This is a genomic window from Cupriavidus sp. 10L43_2 (genome assembly GCF_056395265.1).
Window position 1 is genome coordinate 1 of sequence record NZ_JBFTJE010000027.1, and the last position, 17615, is coordinate 17615.

15 protein-coding genes are annotated in these 17615 nt (G+C 65.3%); 10 read left to right on the forward strand and 5 right to left on the reverse strand.

All coding sequences use genetic code 11. The features are described from left to right. Positions 1–160: 160 nt before the first annotated feature. The 8 genes from AC1DEL_RS26245 to AC1DEL_RS26280 all read left to right on the forward strand — a co-directional run bounded on the left by AC1DEL_RS26245 (position 161) and on the right by AC1DEL_RS26280 (position 8908). Entirely contained in the window at positions 161–601 is a 441-nt protein-coding gene (locus tag AC1DEL_RS26245; protein ID WP_477126412.1) for a DUF3304 domain-containing protein, read from the forward strand. A 124-nt stretch (positions 602–725) separates the two neighbouring features. Then, a complete protein-coding gene (locus AC1DEL_RS26250) occupies positions 726–1064 on the forward strand; it encodes a DUF3304 domain-containing protein (protein ID WP_477126413.1) in 339 nt (112 codons plus the stop codon). Between the two features lie 22 nt (positions 1065–1086). Further along, positions 1087–1527, forward strand: coding sequence for a DUF3304 domain-containing protein (locus AC1DEL_RS26255; RefSeq protein WP_477126414.1), 441 nt, complete (start codon positions 1087–1089; stop codon positions 1525–1527). Positions 1528–1550: 23 nt separating this feature from the next. After that, a complete protein-coding gene (locus tag AC1DEL_RS26260) occupies positions 1551–3212 on the forward strand; it encodes a T6SS phospholipase effector Tle1-like catalytic domain-containing protein (RefSeq protein ID WP_477126415.1) in 1662 nt (553 codons plus the stop codon). Between the two features lie 15 nt (positions 3213–3227). Further along, the gene (locus AC1DEL_RS26265; protein WP_477126416.1) at positions 3228–3479 is read left to right on the forward strand and encodes a PAAR domain-containing protein; all 252 of its coding nucleotides are present in this window, start codon (positions 3228–3230) and stop codon (positions 3477–3479) included. Positions 3480–3489: 10 nt separating this feature from the next. Then, positions 3490–4722, forward strand: a complete 1233-nt coding sequence (locus tag AC1DEL_RS26270; RefSeq protein ID WP_477126417.1) for a hypothetical protein — start codon at positions 3490–3492, stop codon at positions 4720–4722. Next, positions 4722–8156 carry an ImcF-related family protein gene (locus tag AC1DEL_RS26275; protein WP_477126418.1) on the forward strand — a complete coding sequence of 1145 codons (3435 nt, stop codon included), beginning with the start codon at positions 4722–4724 and terminating at the stop codon, positions 8154–8156. The genes AC1DEL_RS26270 and AC1DEL_RS26275 overlap by 1 nt, the downstream gene beginning before the upstream one ends. 110 nt (positions 8157–8266) lie before the next feature. Then, positions 8267–8908, forward strand: a complete 642-nt coding sequence (locus AC1DEL_RS26280) for a hypothetical protein (RefSeq protein ID WP_477113833.1) — start codon at positions 8267–8269, stop codon at positions 8906–8908. Positions 8909–8921: 13 nt separating this feature from the next. On the opposite strand, the gene AC1DEL_RS26285 is transcribed toward AC1DEL_RS26280, so the two are convergent. The 3 genes from AC1DEL_RS26285 to AC1DEL_RS26295 form a co-directional block, all read right to left on the reverse strand. Beyond that, positions 8922–9395 (reverse strand): aminoacyl-tRNA deacylase, encoded by a 474-nt coding sequence (locus tag AC1DEL_RS26285; protein ID WP_092301669.1) that lies wholly within the window; start codon positions 9393–9395, stop codon positions 8922–8924. A gap of 37 nt (positions 9396–9432) precedes the next feature. After that, positions 9433–10371, reverse strand: a complete 939-nt coding sequence (locus AC1DEL_RS26290; RefSeq protein ID WP_477106216.1) for a LysR family transcriptional regulator — start codon at positions 10369–10371, stop codon at positions 9433–9435. A 101-nt stretch (positions 10372–10472) separates the two neighbouring features. Continuing rightward, positions 10473–11786 (reverse strand): MFS family transporter, encoded by a 1314-nt coding sequence (locus tag AC1DEL_RS26295; RefSeq protein ID WP_477159219.1) that lies wholly within the window; start codon positions 11784–11786, stop codon positions 10473–10475. A 404-nt stretch (positions 11787–12190) separates the two neighbouring features. Between AC1DEL_RS26295 and AC1DEL_RS26300 the strand changes: the two genes are divergently transcribed. Together AC1DEL_RS26300 and AC1DEL_RS26305 are read left to right on the forward strand one after the other, a co-directional pair. Next, entirely contained in the window at positions 12191–13348 is a 1158-nt protein-coding gene (locus tag AC1DEL_RS26300; protein WP_441593711.1) for an acyl-CoA dehydrogenase family protein, read from the forward strand. A 78-nt stretch (positions 13349–13426) separates the two neighbouring features. Continuing rightward, on the forward strand, positions 13427–14005 hold the full coding sequence (locus AC1DEL_RS26305) for a hypothetical protein (protein WP_255371005.1): 579 nt from the start codon (positions 13427–13429) through the stop codon (positions 14003–14005). Positions 14006–14088: 83 nt separating this feature from the next. Here AC1DEL_RS26305 and AC1DEL_RS26310 read toward each other — a convergent pair whose 3' ends face one another. Together AC1DEL_RS26310 and AC1DEL_RS26315 are read right to left on the reverse strand one after the other, a co-directional pair. Further along, positions 14089–14460, reverse strand: coding sequence for a PHA-granule associated protein 4 (locus AC1DEL_RS26310; protein WP_092301661.1), 372 nt, complete (start codon positions 14458–14460; stop codon positions 14089–14091). 153 nt (positions 14461–14613) lie between these two features. Further along, the gene (locus tag AC1DEL_RS26315; RefSeq protein WP_477126419.1) at positions 14614–17496 is read right to left on the reverse strand and encodes a M16 family metallopeptidase; all 2883 of its coding nucleotides are present in this window, start codon (positions 17494–17496) and stop codon (positions 14614–14616) included. Positions 17497–17615: the final 119 nt, after the last annotated feature.

Sequence of the window (17615 nt, forward strand, 5' to 3'; positions counted from 1 at the left end):
GTGCCGCCCTATGGGCCGGAGGAAATTGGAAGGGTCGCGGTGCATTTTCTGCGAGACGGCAACGTCAAGGTCTTCGTGACCATGATGGCGCTCCGTCATCCTGACTATCCCTTGAAGGGCGACGAGGCGCGCAAGTAACCACAGTTCCACGAGGAGAGTCATGCCTTACACAGTAGCGCGCCCACGGGCGTGGATAGCCGGCCTGCTAGCAGCATTGCCACTGGCCATGTCCGGTTGCGGCGACAAGCCCATCGCGGTGTCAATGGTTGGCTACAACCACACGGACGTGGGGATCTACGCGTTTGAGGTCAACGGTCATGGCGGACCGAATATCTGGCCGCACGAGGGCGGCGGAAAGTTCACTTGTTGCGTCACGGTGCCACGGATCTACAAGCCTGGCACGACGGTGAAGGTTCGATGGGTCAATCGCATCGACGATGTGCCGCAGGAGCGGATCGTGCCGGTACCTCCTTATGGCCCGAGGGACGGAGGAATGTTCGCCGTCCACTTCCTGCGCGACGGCAATGTCAAGGTGTTCGTGACCATGATGGGTCTTGGACATTCCGACTATCCCTTGAAGGGCGACGAGGCGCGCAAGTAAAAATTGTTCAAAGAGGAAAGCTATGCCTTTCAATCTAGCGCGCCCACGGGCGTGGGCAGTCGGCCTGCTAGCAGCATTGTCACTGGCAGTGTCCGGTTGCGGCGACGAGCCAATCTCAGTGTCGATGGTTGGCTACAACCACACCGATGTAGGCATCTACGCGTTCGAGGTCAACGGTCATGGCGGCCCGAATATTGGCGCGCATAAGGGCGGTGGCAGTTTTACATGCTGCGTCACGGTGCCACGGATCCACAAGCCTGGCATGACGGCGAAGGTCAGATGGGTCCATCGCATCGACGATGTGCCGCAGGAGCGGATCGTCCCGGTACCTCCTTATGGACCAAGGGATGGCGGAATGTTCGCCGTCCACTTCCTGCGCGACGGCAATGTCAAGGTGTTCGTGACCATGATGGGTCTTGGACATCCCGACTATCCCTTGAAGGGCGACGAGGCGCGCAAGTAACCACAGTTCCACGAGGAGAGTCATGCCTTACACAGTAGCGCGCCCACGGGCGTGGATAGCCGGCCTGCTAGCAGCATTGTCACTGGCCATGTCCGGTTGCGGCGACAAGCCCATCGCGGTGTCAATGGTTGGCTACAACCACACGGACGTGGGGATCTACGCGTTTGAGGTCAACGGTCATGGCGGACCGAATATCTGGCCGCACGAGGGCGGTGGCAATCGCACGTGTTGTGTCATGGTGCCCTTGGTCCACGAGCCCGGTATGACGGTAAAGGTCAGATGGGTCAATCGCATCGACGATGTTCCACAGGTGCGATTCGTCTCCGTGCCTCCCTATCGGCCAGACGAACTGGGACGGTTTGCCGTGCATTTTCTGCGCGACGGCAATGTCAAGGTGTTCGTGACGATGATGAGTCTCCACCACCCCGACTATCCCTTGAAGGGCGATGAAGCTCGATTGTAGCCAAACCTATTGGAGAGAACGACATGCCTTACAGCATCACGCCGCCGCCGAACATGCCCGCAAGTGGCGTGCGCGACCTTACACCACGGGAGACTATACAGCGAGCCAGGGCAATGGCCTGCATCCGAAAAAAAGATCCTGCCCAGTGCGGTGGCCAGATATATGTGAGCCTCTTCTTCGACGGCACGGGCAACAATATGGACTGGGAAGAGCCAGGCCTCGGCACCACTCAGATGGCCGCCGGAAAACATAGCAACATCGCTCGCTTGTATAAGGCCGGGATCGATGACCCGGAGAGCGGATTCTTCTCCCATTACATACCGGGCGTTGGGACCCCTTTCCCTGAGATCCGAGACACCGGCGGGACTCTTGGTCTTGCGGCAGCCCACATGGGAGCGGACAGGATCAACTGGGCGATACTGAGCGTCATAAATTCTGTACACGCTTATTTGGCCAGAAGTCCCATGCTCGAGGGCGAGCACGCCGGGCACACAGTCAATGCTGCGAGCAAAAGTGGTTTAGAAGCATGGTATCGCCGTCGAGTCCTGGACACCTGGGAGAAGCGACTGGAAGCGGTCGTAAAGGACCGCGAGCGCAAGGTCACGCACATCAACATCGCCGTGTTTGGCTTCTCTCGTGGCGCGGCCACAGCGCGCGTGTTCGCCAACTGGCTTCTCCAGTGGCTGGAGCAGGAGGATGGCGGCTACCGCCTCGCCGGCATCCCGTTGCGCATCTATTTCATGGGCTTGTTCGATACCGTGGCGTCGGTCGGCGTGGCCGACATGCTGCCCGGTTTCGATGGCCGTATGGACTGGGCGACGCCCGCGAATCTGGATATCCATCCCGCCGTGGAGCAGTGCGTCCACTTCGTAGCGCTGCATGAGCAGCGCGCGAGCTTTCCGCTCGAGCTTGCCGCACGGGCCACGCAGGTAGCGTATCCAGGCATGCATTCCGACGTGGGTGGCGGCTATCGTCCCGGGGAACAGGGCAAGGCGATGCCCGGCGGCGCTCTGTCGTCGCCACATTTGTCCCAGGTTCCGCTTATCGACATGCATCATGCCGCGCTCGTCGGCGGTGTACCGCTCAGGAGCATGGAGGAAATCAAAGCCGCTCCCCTCATTGCCCCAGACTTCGATTGCCCGCCGGCACTGGCGGCCGCGGTGAACAACTTCTTCGACCATTGCGGGATCAAGACGTCGGCGAAGGGCAAGGATGGCGTGATGGCCGTCCTTCGATCCCACACGCTGCAATACCTGCAATGGCGAGACGGCCTTCTCCGGCCGGGTCGTCTAATGGAGAACCGACGTTTCTTCAGAGAGGCACACCTGAGGACAGACCGGGCGCAACTACGGGAAGCCCTCAAGGATTTCACCGCGCAGCTTGTCGACCTCCGCGTCTGGGCCCAGGACACCGGGGTTGCAGCAGTGGCGCTCGATGGAGTGGCGAGATTGAATCCCATTGCCGGCGCCGTGCTTCGCACTACGCGAGGCCGGCGCGCCGGGCCTGTGGATGCCGAGACGCTCCGCATGCTCGAAGCGGTCAGCCTTGGCGCCACATTGCCCCCCGCCGTGCAGCACCTGATGGATGACTACATCCACGACTCGCGGGCCGGCTTCCGGATTGGCGGAATGATGGAGCCGAGGGAGCTGACCGACGGCTACTTCCGCTATCGCCGTGTTTTCTGAATCGGGAGGACGGACATGAGTGATCTCATCCGATTGGGCGACGCCAACGATCACGGCGGCAAGGTGGTCAGCGCCTCCGCCACCATGCGCTACGACGGCCGCGCGGTGGCACGCATGGGCGACAGCGTGTCGTGCCCCCGGCATCCGGAAGTGCGTCCCAACCTGATCATCGAGGGCGATGCTTCCATGCTGGACCATGGCGTGCCCATCGCGCGGCACGGCCATCGCGCCACGTGCGGGTGCAAGCTGATTTCAAGTCTTCTGTGAGGCCCAGTCGATGACAGTGGAATTGCCGCGTTCAACGCTCGACGCCGAGCCACCGGTGCGGCCAGCAACAGCCGTGTGGCTGTGCTTGCTGGCCGCGTTTCTGGCGGCTGGCGCCCTCTTGACCTTGCTGGCGTGGCCCAAGGCCGCACCGACAGGAACACCGTGGTTCTGGATGTGCCTGGTCGGTTTTCCGTTGCTCGGGTGGTGCGTGCTATTCGGCTTCCGGCTCCACTTCTACGAAGATGAGATGAACCGTCTGACCGCCACGGCGGACGCCCGGCAGCGCGAATTCGAAGCTGCCGTGGCATTCGGCGCCGAGCCGCTAGCGGTGCTCCACGCCGCGTATCTTTGCGCGATGCGGACCGGTTGCGCATCCGGTCTGATCCTGGAGCGGGATTCGGTTCTCGTTGCCCACTCGCCGCGCCCGCATCTGCCGCCGGTTCGCCATTCCAGGCTGCCGCTGGCCGAGGAAGTGGAGCCGGGTGGCCGCTATGCGGAAGTGTTCGAAGCCATTCTCGGACAACTGGAAATGCCGCTACGCGCGTTGCCCCCGAGCGTGCCGCTGGATGTCACGTTGCAGGTGTCCGATGGCGTCGATCCGGCGCCGCTTCGCCACGCCTGGCAGACATGCTGGACAGCCACGGGCCTCCATCACGTTGAGGCCTCGGTCCTCCCAGCCAATGATGGGCTGATGGCGCTCGATGCCTGGCTAGACGAGACGGGTGGCCCGGCGCTGGAACGATTCCGCCTCTTCGTTGCCGTCCAATTGCACGAGACGCCGCCACAGAACAGCGCCGAGGCGGCCGTCGCGCTGCTATTGGGCTGGGCGCCATTGGCGGAGCGGCTTGAGCTGCCCGCCATTGCCACGCTACATCGGCCTGTGGCCGCCGCCCATGGCCTCGCCGACACCATCCGGACAGCCGCGCTGTTCGGCCAGATAACGCCGGATGCCTTGACACACCTGTGGCAATCCGGCCTGCAGAAGGCCGAGAAGGCGGCCATGCTGACCGAGGGCTCGGATATCGCCTTGGGCGCGGTGCAGACCGATGCATTCGCCGGCGTGCATGACATTGATGCGGCGCTGGGCAACCCTGGCGTGGTCACCCCATGGCTTGCCGCTGCACTGGCTGTAGAGAATGCCCGGCAGCGTGGCGAGCCGCAATTGATTGCGTGCAGGGAAAGCACGCTTTGCCTGGCAGTCGTACGCCCCCCGGCTGGCCCCAAGGAACAGGAAACAACGTGATGACACATCCAAAGAGCCGGGGGTACACCATCGTGGTCTCCGCCATGACGGCGGCGGTCGCAGCCACGGCATACCTGATGGGCGATGGCAGCGAGGCCGCCCGGCGGCAAGCGGTCATTGCGATGATCGTGGGCGCCGCAGTGCTCCTGATGCGTGGTCCGGTCGCCGCGGCGTGGAAGGTGCTGGCCGCCCGATCGGCCCGAGACACGCCGCACCAGCGCGATCCGGCAGCGCGCCGGGGCAGGCGGGAGCCCGGCGATGTGGCACTGAAATCGACGGAATATGACAGGCTCAAGCAAGCGTTGCAGGACCCGGGCGCCCGTCATCTGCCTCGCCTGCTGCTGACGGGCGACGACGCCGTCATTGCCGAGTTGCTGCCGGGCATCGTCAACGACCGCTGGCAGATTACCGAAGAAGCGCTTCTGCTGTGGAATCAGACCGGGCCGGATGGCCAACCAGACCGCGCCTGGCTGGATCGACTCCGCAAGCTGCGGGCCGCGCCGGTGAGCGCCATTGTGTTGGTGACACATGGGGAGGCCGATTTACGACCCCAGCGCCGGGGAATCGTCACGCTGGGCATGCGGCTGGACCACATTGCGAAGTCGCTACGCTGGGCGGCGCCGGTCTACGTGCTCGACGTCGCCCGTATCCATGACGTGGCCGGCGACGGGCCCACGTCTGTGATCGGGTGCGAACTGCCGCCGCGAGCCAATGCGGCGGCCATTTCCGTTGCCTTGGGTGAACTGCGGAGCCGCCTGGCGACGCTCGGGATTGAAGCGTTGATCGAGAACGGCCGCGACCGCTTCCTTGCACAGCTATCCCAGCGCCTCGACATCCGTGGCAAGGCGCTGGCAGACTGGATCTTCGGCATGAATGCCCGGCCCGGCACTTTCATGCCGATCCGGGGTGTCGTCTTTGCGCCGGGACCAGGCGCGATGTCGGGCGGATCGGGCTACCATCCCGCTGCAGTCCTGCCGCTTTGGCGCTATGTCGGCGAGCGTGCCAACCGTCTTGGCGGTCGCCGCATCGGCTTCCATCCGGTCACCGTCTTCTCGACCATCGCGCTTGTAGCCATTGGTCTGTGGAGCGCCGGGATGTTGCTCTCCGGCTTCCAGAGTGCCCGCAGCATCCATGCTGCGCAGGAAGCCGTCGATGCCATCGCCGCCGCCCCCAACACCGCCGAGCGCCTTCGTTCGCTGCTTGGCCTGCAACACGAAATCGCGCACTACGCGCCTGATGCCGGCCACCTGGCATCGATCTCCACCCGCCTCGGCCTCAATCGCGACGCCGCCATCGCTTCCGCGCTGTGGGAACTCTACGCCAAACATAGCCGGGAACTGCTTGTCGCGCCGATCCAGCAGAATCTCGAAGATGAACTCGCCGAGCTGGCGCAGGTCCAGGCCGCTGGCCTTGACACGCAAGCCAGCGATTGGGCGCTCCGTGGACGAGAGAGCCTCAAGACGTATCTCATGCTCGCCAACCCGGAACGCGTCGAGCCGGACTTCCTCAAGACCCAACTCGTCCAGTACTGGCAGACCGATGCCCGCATCACGCCGGGCGAGCGCGACGATCTGGCCGAGCGCCTGCTCAAGTTCCACGCCGACCACTTCAAGTCCCATCCTGACTGGCGCATCACCGCACGCCCGGAGTTGGTGGCAGGCGCGCGCCGGACAGTGCTCGCGGTGATCGACCAGCGCAACGCGCAGGACACGCTCTACAGGCAGGTGATCGACGGGATTGGCGGCCGGTTTCCCGACCAGACATTGGCGTCGCTGACACTCGGCACCGATGCGCGCGGGCTGATCCGCGCGAATGCGCTGGTGCCGGGCGCCTACACCCGGCAAGCCTATGAAGACCATGTGGCCGAGGCAATCGAAAGCGTCGCCAAGCGCACGCAGGTCACAAGCGATTGGGTGCTCTCGGGCGCTAGCGCGCCACAGCAGCCTACGTCACCCGCCGACCTCCATGCCGCATTGACAGCCCAGTACTTTGCCGACTATGCCGACCACTGGCAGCGCTTCATGAACAGCCTGCAATGGGAGCCGGCGCCTACGCTGCCGGCCGCCATCGATCAGTTGAAGCTGATGGCGGACGCCCGCCAGTCGCCGGTCATTGCGCTGATGACTTCGCTCGAATATCAGGGCCGGGCTGGAGTCCGGGCTGACTCGCTGTCCGACACGCTTGTAGCCAAGGCGCAGGACATGCTTGGCAAGAAGCCGGCCGGGCCGAAGCGGGTGAAGCCCGCCACCGCCGGTCCCTTGGGACCATCATTCGGGCCGATCACCCGGCTCGTGGCGCAGGATCAGGCCAGCGCCGGCGACCTGAGTCTGCAACGCTTTCTCGAGCGCGCCACGGCATTGCGGCTGCGGCTGCAGCAAGTGAGCAACAGCCCGGACGCCGACGCCCAGGCTCGTCAGATGGCGCAGGCGCTGTTCCAGGGCAAGGCGTCCGAGTTGGCCGATACCCAGGCGTATGCGCGGCTGATCGCCGCCAGTCTGGGCGCAGAGTGGGCTGGCATGGGCGAGGCGTTGTTCGTCCGCCCCATCGCCCAGGCGACGCACGCGGCGCTTCAGCCCGCCCAAACGAGCCTCAACGCAGCGTGGCGCGAGAGCATCGCGATGGCATGGGGACGCTCGTTCACCGGTCGCTATCCGTTTGCAGATACTGCCAACGACGCCTCGCTGCCCGAACTGGCGCGCTTCCTCAGGCCGGACGGCGGCCTGATCCAGGGTTTCCTCGCCGCGCAGTTGGCCGGCGTGCTGGAACTGCAGGGCGATCAATGGAAGCCAGCTGCTACGGGCGGACAGGCGGTGGCATTTGATCCGGCGTTCCTGGACGCGATCAACCGTCTGCAGCGGATAGGCGTGCGCCTGCTCGCACAGGGGGAGCCGCGTTACCAGTTCGAACTCAAGCCGATTCCCGCGCCTCGCCTGACCGATACGCTACTGACGCTCGATGGCCAGCAACTTCACTACTACAACCAGCGCGAGACATGGCAGGCCATGATCTGGCCCGCAAGCACGCCGGACAGCCCAGGCACCCGGCTGCAATGGCGTACGGAAGCGGCCGGCACCAACAAGCACTATGAGTTCACGGGGCGATGGGGGCTGGTGCGGATGCTCGAGCGCGCCAGCGTCGAGGCGATCGACAGCGGGACGTTCCAGATCACTTGGCACGGCTCACCGGACAGCCTGGTTTCGAATCTTCCGCCAGAACCCGATAGCCTGATGCCCCGCGCAGCGATGCAGCCTGTGTCGAAGGACATCGCCTATCCGATCCGCTACCTGATGCGCACCGAACTCGGCCAAGGGCCGTTGGAGCTGCTGGCATTGCGCGGATTCGTGTTGCCGTCGCGCATCTTCGCCGATCGCGCGCCGACCGCATCGGCGTCGCCCGCTTCGAACCAGACTTCAGGTCTGCGCCCCGTGCCATAAGCCAGCGGCGCTGAGAACATTTGGCACACATTTTCGGAGAATGGCGATGGTAGTGCCCGGCATGGCACTGCAGTATGCGTGGCGTTGCTTTCCAACCTCACCGGACGCGCATGCAAAGACGACATTTTCTGGCCGCATTGGCGGTATCGACCGTAGCCACCAGCGGCTGCGCCACGAGAAAGCTGTTCAAGGAAATTGACAAGCCGAGGTTCCGTGACTACCAGGAGACGGCGAGTCAGATCCTGATCTCACAAGACAAGAAGTCCCTCGTCGTCCTCGGGAAGCGCTATCACTATGTCATGGCGGCGCCGAAGGGCCTGGTCGAGGTCATCCAGTCCGCGCTCCATCCGCGTGTGCGCGCAGTGTTCAGTACCTTTACCGTGGACCTTGACGGCAACGTCATGGGACGCTTGACGCTGAAGGCCGCCGACGCGTTCACGGCGGAGGAAGTGGCGCTCGCCGTCGCCCTTGGTTTTCCGAAGAATTGCGGGACGGAGCGCTGTGGCGCCGCGCAATATACGATCAAAGGCAAGCGGTACGCCGCCGGTGATACCAAATACCCGGATCCGGCGACGCCGTTGAACCAGTCCTACACCATTCCAGTCCGCGAAGAACTCGGCGCCGGCGCCAGGAACGCGCTGGTTCTGCTGACGCCGGTTGCCGTCGCGGCGGATGGTGTGCTCGTGCTTGTCGCGATACCCCTGGTCGCAGCCTTCGCGGTTTATTACGTGGGCAAGGAGAACGTGAGGTGATGCGAGTGTGTCCTCACATCATCCGATGCGAAAACCTCCCCCGTTCCGCGTCCGACATCAGCGCCATGAACTGGTCGCGTTGCATGTGCACCAGTTCCTCGTGGTCGCCGGCTTCGAACCAGATTTCGGGTTCTTCCATCAGGCATTCATCCACATAGGTCGGCATGCCGTAGGACATGGCCACGGGCGGGATGGCGCCGAGGTCGCAATCCTTGAAAACCTCGCGGATCTCGTCCTCGTGGGCCAGCACCAGGTCACGGCCGGTTTGCTCGCAGATGTCCGAAAGCCGGAGGTGGTGGCTCGAAGGAATCACTGCGGCCACGTAGCCGGCCTGGTCCTCGAGCAGGACGGTTTTGGCCAGCCGGTTGCCGGGTACATGGGCGGCCTGGGCGGTGGCCATGCTGCTCAGGCTGTAGGGGTGACGGATGATGTCGAACTGGCTGTTCATGCGGCTGAGCCGGCCAGCCAGGGTGTTTGCGATTGCCATGATTGCCTGCCTCCTGCGCCAGCACGCGCCGGTTGTTCTAGGTCTTTTCAATATAGGCTCTGGCGTCGCGCATGCGGGGCCAGATCGCCTGGAGTTCGGTCTTCAGGAAGGTCAGCAGGTAGCGCGTGGCCATGGTCTGGTAGCGGTTCGGCATGGTCAGGAGGTACAGCTTGCTGCCGAAGACGCTGATGCGGTAGCCATCCAGCAAGGGCACGAGGGTGCCCTGCGACAGTTCGTCACCGATTGCGTACATCGGAAAAATGCCAATGCCGAGCCCGCCGACCACGGCGTCCTTGAGAAAGGCGAAGTTCTCGGAACTTAGCGTCGGAGCGAGCACCACCTGTTCCCGGGCGCTGTCCTCGCCGCGCGTGCCGGAGGCCTTGAGCTTCTGGCCTATCGGAGAGGCGCAGACGATGGCGTGGGCCGTCAGGTCGCCCAGTGCCGCCGGCGCCGCGCGGCCCGCCAGGTAGGACGGCGCGGCGCATACGACCCAGTCCACCTCGCCGATCTCGGTGGCCACCACGGAGTCTGGCGGCGTGGAAATGATCCGCAGCGCCACTTCCACGTCCTCGGACACAAGGTTGTGGATGCGGTTGTCGAACACCACGTCGAGCGTGATGTCCGGGTAACGCTGCTTGAACTGCACCAGCAGCGGCGACAGCAGGCTGTGGCCGAGGCCGGTGGGCACCGACAGTCGCACATGGCCCTGCAGGCTCTTGCCCATGCTGCTGATCAGCGCGTTGGCGGCGGCCACCTCGCCCAGGATGTTGCGTCCGTGCTCGTACAGGCCGGCGCCCACGGGCGTCGGCTCCACGTGTCGCGTGGTCCGCCGCAGCAGTTGCACGCCGAGTTCCTCTTCGAGCGCCTTCAGGTGGTAGCTGACGTTGGCGCGCGTCATCTTGAGCTTGCGGGCGGCGGCGCTGAGGTTGCCGGCATCGACGATGTCGACGAACAGGCGCAAGGCGTTGAGATCCATGGCGGCGGGGTGGCGGAGATGAGAAAGGGTCCGAAGGCCCACCAAAGAAAAAAGGGGCCCGGAGGCCCCTTAGTTTGCCATGCTCGCCCGGAGGCGGATGGTCAGTGCTCGTGATGCAGGTACTTCGCCTGGCGCGGCAGCCGCAAGCTGACGAAGAACGCCAGCACCATCATGCCCGTGACGTACCAGTAGAACGTGGTCTCATGGCCCATCGACTTCAGGCCCAACGCCACGTACTCGGCCGAGCCGCCGAAGATGGCGTTGGCCACGGCGTAGGCCAGGCCCACCCCCAGCGCGCGCACTTCGGGCGGGAACATCTCGGCCTTCACGATGCCGCTGATCGAGGTGTAGAAGCTCACGATCGCCAGCGCCACCGAGATCAGCACAAAAGCGAGTTCCGGGCTCGATACGGTGCGCAGCGCGGTCAGGACCGGCACCGTGACCAGTGCGCCCAGCGCGCCGAACATCAGCATGTTGTTGCGGCGGCCGATGCGGTCAGACAAGGCGCCGAAGATCGGCTGCATGCACATGTACAGGAACAGGCAGCCCGTCATGACGTAGCTGGCGGTCTTGATCGACATGCCGGCCGAGTTGACCAGGTACTTCTGCATGTACGTGGTGAACGTATAGAAAATCAGCGAACCGCCGGCGGTATAGCCCAGCACGGTGAAGAACGCCGCCTTGTGGTGGCGGAACAGTTCCGCCACGCTGCCGGCTTCCTTGCTGTTGCGGCTCTGTGCCGACGAGGTCTCGTGCAGCGTGCGGCGCAGCAGCAGTGCTACCACGGCAGTAATCGCGCCGATCACGAACGGAATGCGCCAGCCCCAGGCCCGGAGTTCGGCTTCATCGAGCAATTGCTGGAGCACCACCACCACCAGCACCGCCAGCAACTGGCCGCCGATCAGCGTCACGTACTGGAACGATGAGAAGAACCCGCGCCGGCCCTTGAGCGCCACTTCACTCATATAGGTTGCCGTTGTGCCGTATTCGCCACCCACGGACAGGCCTTGCAGCAGTCGCGCCAGCAGCAGCAGTGCCGGGGCGAGGGTGCCGATGGTGGCGTAGGTCGGCAGGCAGGCAATCAGCAGCGAGCCGAAGCACATCATCACCACCGAGATCRGCATCGAGTTCTTGCGCCCGTTGCGGTCCGCGATGCGGCCGAACAGCCAGCCGCCGATCGGTCGCATCAGGAAGCCGGCGGCAAACACGCCAGCCGTGTTCAGCAGCTGGGCAGTCGGGTCGGCTTTCGGGAAGAACGACGGCGCAAAATAGATGGCGCAGAACGCGTAGATGTAGAAATCGAACCATTCAACGAGGTTGCCGGACGAAGCGGCAACAATCGCGAAGACGCGTTTCCTGGTTTCCTCTGGGGAGGGTGCCGTGGAGGTATCGGCGGTTGAGGCGATTTGAGTCATGGACCTTCTCTTTCTTGGCGGCGAGGGGCGCCGCTGGGATCGGGGCGCGGGCGGAGCCGCGGCAGGCTGGCAAGCGGGGGCCAGACGCGCGGAACACACCCGTGGATTGTGCCCGGGTAGCGTACTCCGAACGCAACAAGGTTGCCCAGCCGATAGCGGCGAATAAGTCACGTGGCGAATGCATCACCACTTGCCGGTATTGGGTTTCCGGGCGATTGTTCTGCAGGGTGGATTGTTTGTTCTGCATGCCGCACTAGGCGTGACAGCGAACCAGCGGCAGGCACGCCGGTGATTGTCAAATTGTTTTATCCCTTCTGTCCAAGCCTGCGTGGATTGTCAAATCGGTCAGGCGGCGTACCATTGACGCCCATTGTGTCTGACCCGCATTGACCCGGAGATTTGCCATGGCCCTCGACGCCGAATCGTTTTCCCTGCTGCGCGCCTCGGTGCAGCGTTTCATCGACGAACGGCTGAAGCCGGCGGAAGACACGCTGGAAGAACTGGACGAAGTGCCAGCCGAGATCGTCGCCGACATGAAGGAGATGGGCCTGTTCGGCATCTCCATTCCCGAGAACTACGGCGGTATCGGCCTGGCCATGTCGCAGGAATGCGATGTGGTCTATGACCTCGGCCATACGGCGTTTGCGTTCCGCTCGGTGTTCGGCACCAACGTGGGCATCGGCTCGCAGGGCATCCTGATGGACGGCACCGAGGCGCAGAAGCAGGAATACCTGCCGAAGATCGCCAGCGGCGAGCTGATCATCTCGTTCGCGCTGACCGAGCCGAACGCCGGCTCCGACGCCGCCTCGCTGCAAACGCGCGCCGAGCTGGATGGCGACCACTACGTCATCAACGGCACCAAGCGCTTCATCACCAACGCGCCGCGCGCCGGCGCCTTCACGCTGATGGCGCGCACCGGCGGTCCGGGCGCGTCCGGCATCTCGTCGTTCATCGTGCCCGCCGATACGCCGGGGATCTCCCTCGGCAAGCCGGACAAGAAGATGGGCCAGCGCGGCACCAAGACCTGCGACGTAGTGCTGGAAAACGTGCGCGTGCCGGCGGCCAACATCATCGGCGGCGTGCCGGGCGTGGGTTTCAAGACCGCGATGAAGGTCCTCGACCGTGGGCGCCTGCATATCTCGGCGCTGGCCTGCGGCATGGCGCACCGGCTGATTACCGACGCCGTGGCCTATGCGAAGGAGCGCAAGCAGTTCGGCAAGCCCATCGGCGACTTCCAGCTGATTCAGGGCATGCTGGCCGACAGCCAGGCCGAGCTATACGCGGGCCTGTCGATGGTGCGCGACTGCGCGCAGCGCTACGACGCCAAGCCTGCCGGCAAGAGCGACCCCGAAGTCAGCATGCTGGCCTCGTGCACGAAGATGTTCTGTACCGAAATGGTGGGCCGCGTGGCGGACCGCGCCGTGCAGATCCACGGCGGCGCCGGCTACATCGCCGAATACAAGGCCGAACGGTTCTACCGCGACGTGCGCCTGCTGCGCCTGTACGAAGGCACCACGCAGATCCAGCAACTGATCATCGCCAAGCAACTGCTGCGCGACTGATGGCCAGCGCCCGGCCTCCGGGCCGGGTGCCATGCAACCCGCGACGAAAACCCGCGACGATAAGCAGGGGGAGGCAGGATGAGCAAGTTCCAGGCAACGGTGCCGAGGGCATCGAGCGTGTCCGTAACGTCCGCGCCGTCAGTGGCGGCCACCAAATCGGCCGATGTGCATCGGCTGCGCGCGGTGGTGGCTACCTACCGCACGGCGTTGCAGGCGTACACGCTGATGGTGTCGCCCGACGACCTCATGGCCTTGAGCAACGGCCCCGCGCCGGCGCACTCGGCGCGTGATTACCGCGCGCAGGCGCATCTGGACCGGCTGCGCGACACCGTGCGCGAGAGCGGGCTGGCGCTGCCGAATGCCATCGTGGTGGCGGTATCGGGGGGCCGCATGCAATGCGAATGTGATCATCTCTACGCGCTGGAGCTGCGCCCACAGGCCGGAGACGGCCTGATCGTGCTCGACGGGCATGAACACCTCGCCGCCCTGGCGGGTGGCGCGCGTGGTCATATCAAGACGCTGGTTACGGCGGTGCTTTGCCGGACATCGATCGACACGGCGCAGCCGGGGCTGGCCCCAGGCGCCGACGCCGATCACGCTGTGATGCACGCCTCCGCAGCCGCCCGTTGGGCTGGCGCGACGCGCGTCTGGCAGTAGCTTCCCGTCAGGTTTCCACGTCGATTCAAAGCAATGACGGCCCGCGAGGCCGTCATTTGCCATGTGCGGCCGTCAGTTGCCCGTCACGGCCAGACGCCGTCCACGTCGCGCAGCAGATGGCCGGCGAGAATGTAGTCGCCCAGGCGGGTCGCCTTGGCTTCCAGATCCAGCAATTCATTGTCGGCAAGCGTGCCGAGGTCGAACTGGCAATAGAGATTCCGTTGCCGGAACGTGCCTTTGGGTTTGGCGAGCCCCTCGACCAGGGCCTCGCGGGAGCGGACAGCGATGCTTTCCTGTCCGCGGTATTGCACTTTGATGCCGCGCTTTTCTCCGAGCCGGCCCAACTCGACGGCATCCTGCCATCCGGTTTCGTAATCCAGCTCAAGCGCCAGCACCTGCTCGGAGGCCAGAAGCCGAAGCGCTTCCGACTTGCTGCCAGCTCGCACGATTGACATCCACACCTCTTGTCTCAACGAATACTGTACGAATATACAGTGATTGACCGGCCGTCACAAGGACGCGGAAGGGGTAGTCACGGGCGTTTCGGCCCGCAACCCCGGCCCCGGGCCGGTCTCGCCAGAATTGGCGTTCTTCCTTATACCAGCTTCCTAGGGCTTTGATGCGTCTGGCGGCTCGATTGCCGCCGCCGGAGCCGGCATGCCGACCGGCGCCGCCGCCCCCGTGGTGGCGCCAAAGTCTCCCGCGAAGGCCTGCGTCAGCCCGGCCGGCGTGAGGTAGCGGCGGATGGCGTCGTTCACGGCGGCAGGCGTGGCAGCGCGAATGCGAGCCTCCACTTCGGCCGTATGGGCCATGGTGCGGTCCAGGAACAACTGATTGGCGAGCACGCCGGCCAGCGCGCCGTCGCGTGTGCGGCTCATCATGCCTTGCTGGAGCAGGCCGCTCACGGCCTCCGCCAGCTCGGCGTCGGAAATACCGTCACGCGCAAAGCGTGCCATTTCCTCGTCGATGGCCTTGCGCAGCCGGCCCTGGTTCTGGGGGGCGTAGGCCGCCCACAGGCCGAAGCGCCCGGCCCGATCCAGCGCGCCCACCGAGATCGAACTCGACGCCCCGTAGCTGATGCCGTCCTGCTGGCGCAGCCGGTCCGCCAGCCGGCTGCGCATGCCGGTGCCGCCCAGCACCCGGCTGGCGATCAGCAGCAGCGGGTAGTCGGGCGAGCCATCGACGAGATCGATCGGCAGCGACGCCAGATAGACTGCGTTGGCCTTCCCCGGCGTCTCCAGCGTGAAGCTGGCGGCCGGAATCGCGTAGAAGGGGCGGTCCACGCGTTCGTACGGCACCTGGGCCCGCCAGTCGCCGAACAGGTAGGTGGCCTGCCGCACGGCCTCATCGGCATCGAAATCGCCGACCAGCGCCAGTTGCGCGTGCTCAGCGCCGTAGAAGCGCGCATGGAACGTGCGGATCTGCGCCGGGGTGACGGCGCGCAGCGCGGCGATGCTTTCGTCGAAGGTGGGGGTGTAGCGCGGGTCCTCGGGCGGGTACGGGTTGCCATGGCGGCCTAGTGCGTTCGGCGCGAGCGCGTTGGGCTGGCGTTGCTGGCTCTCGATGCCGGCGACACTGCTCGCGCGCAGCGTCTCGAACTCGCTGGCCGGGAACGTCGGCATGCGCAGCACCGTGCGGAGCAGCGCCATCAGGTCCGGCAGGTACTGGCGCCGCGTCTCGAAACGCACCGTCAGCCGCTCGGCGTTGCCCGAGATCGACACACTGGCCTTGAGCGCCTCCAAGCGGTCGGCAATGCGCTGGCGGTCGAACGCGCCGGCGCCACGGTCGAGCATGCCCGCCGCGAGCGACCCCACCGAGGACTGGCCCTGCAGCGCCTGCGTGTTGCCAAAGCGCAGGACCAGCGTGCCGTTGACGGCCTCCCCGCGCGTGGGCTTGGACAGCAGCGCCAGCTGCATGCCGTTGGGCAGCGTCTGGCGCACCGTGTGGGCGTCGATATTGGCCGGGCTTGGGTCGAACGTCGGCACCGGCGCGGCGGCCGGGCGGCCCGCGTAGTCGCGCACCAGCGCGGCCACGTCGGGCGCCTTCGGCACGTTGGCAAGCTGCGGCTTGTCGCCGGGCAGGAATTGTCCGACGGTGCGATTGGTCGGCCGCAGGTACAAATCGGCCACGCGCTGCACGTCCGCCAGCGTGGCGGCCTCCACGCGGTCGCGATCGAGCAGGAACAGCCGCCAGTCGCCCTTGGCGATGGCTTCGGACAGCAGCACGCCGTACTGCGCCGGATTGTTCAGCACCTGCTCGTAGCCGTTGCGCACCCGCGTGCGCGCCCGGTCGAGTTCCTCCTGGGTGACCGGCCGCGTGGCCAGCCCCTCCACCTCGGCCAGCAGGGCGGCCCGCACGGCGTCGAGCGGGCGATCCTTGCTCGTGCCGGCCGCGAACACGATCAGCCCGGGGTCCTTCATCCCTTCGAACCGGCTGGTTTGCCATGCGGCCTTGTGGGTCTCCACCAGCGCGTGGTGCAGCCGCCCGCCCGGCGTGTCGGAGAGGACCAGGGACAGCAGGGTCAGCGCGGCGGTGTCGGGATGGGCGCCGGGCGCCACGTGGTATTGCACGGCGACGATGCTGCTGTCCCCGGGGCGCGTCAGCGTCAGTTCGCGCGCGCCTTCCTGCGGCGGCTCCACGGTGTACTCGGTCGGCAGCACGCGTGTGGGGCGCGGAATCGGCCCGAAGGCCTGCTCGATGCGCGTCAGCGTGGTGGCGGGGTCGAATTGCCCCGTCACCACCAGCACGGCGTTATCCGGCTGGTAGTAGCGGCGGTAGAACGCCTGGAGGTTCTCGATGCCCACATGCTCCACGTCGCTGCGCGCGCCGATCGGCGCCTTGCCGTAGTTGTGCCATCGATAGGACGCCGCGTTCATCTGCTGCAGCAGCATCCGCATCGGATTGTTCTCGCCGATCTCCATCTCGTTGCGCACCACGGACATCTCGCTATCCAGATCCGTGCGCGAGACAAAGCTGTTGACCATGCGGTCCGCCTCCATCTTCAGCGCCCAGTCGAGGTTGTCCTCGCTGGCGGCAAAGGTCTGGAAGTAATTGGTACGGTCCTGCGAGGTGGTGCCGTTGTATTGCATGCCGCGCCGCGCGAATTCCGTGGGAATCGTCCGGCCCGGCAGCGATGGCGTGCCCTTGAACAGCAGGTGCTCCAGCAGGTGCGCCATGCCGGTTTCGCCGTAGTTCTCGTGCCGGCTGCCCACCAGATAGGTCATGTTGACCGTGGTGGTGGGCTGCGCGGCGTCCGGCGCCAGCAGGATGCGCAGGCCGTTCGGCAGCCGGTACTCGGTGATGCCTTCCACGGCGGCCACGCGCGTGGCCTGGAGCACGGGGGTAGCGCCCGGCGCGGTGGCGGGGGCCGGCGACTGCGCACGGGCGGCGCTACGCGTAGGCGCGGCAAGGGCTGGCGGGGCCGGCAGGGCGGCGGCCAGCGAGACAGCAACCGCGACAAAGGCGGCAAAGGCAGCACGACGGCGAAGCATGACGTCCTCGGACGATGAACAGTGATGCGATTCTAGCCCCGTGGCACCATCCCGGAACGCGTGGGGCCGCACTTTCAGAATCGGGGACAGTTGTCTCAGGCGAATGTCCGATTCCAGCG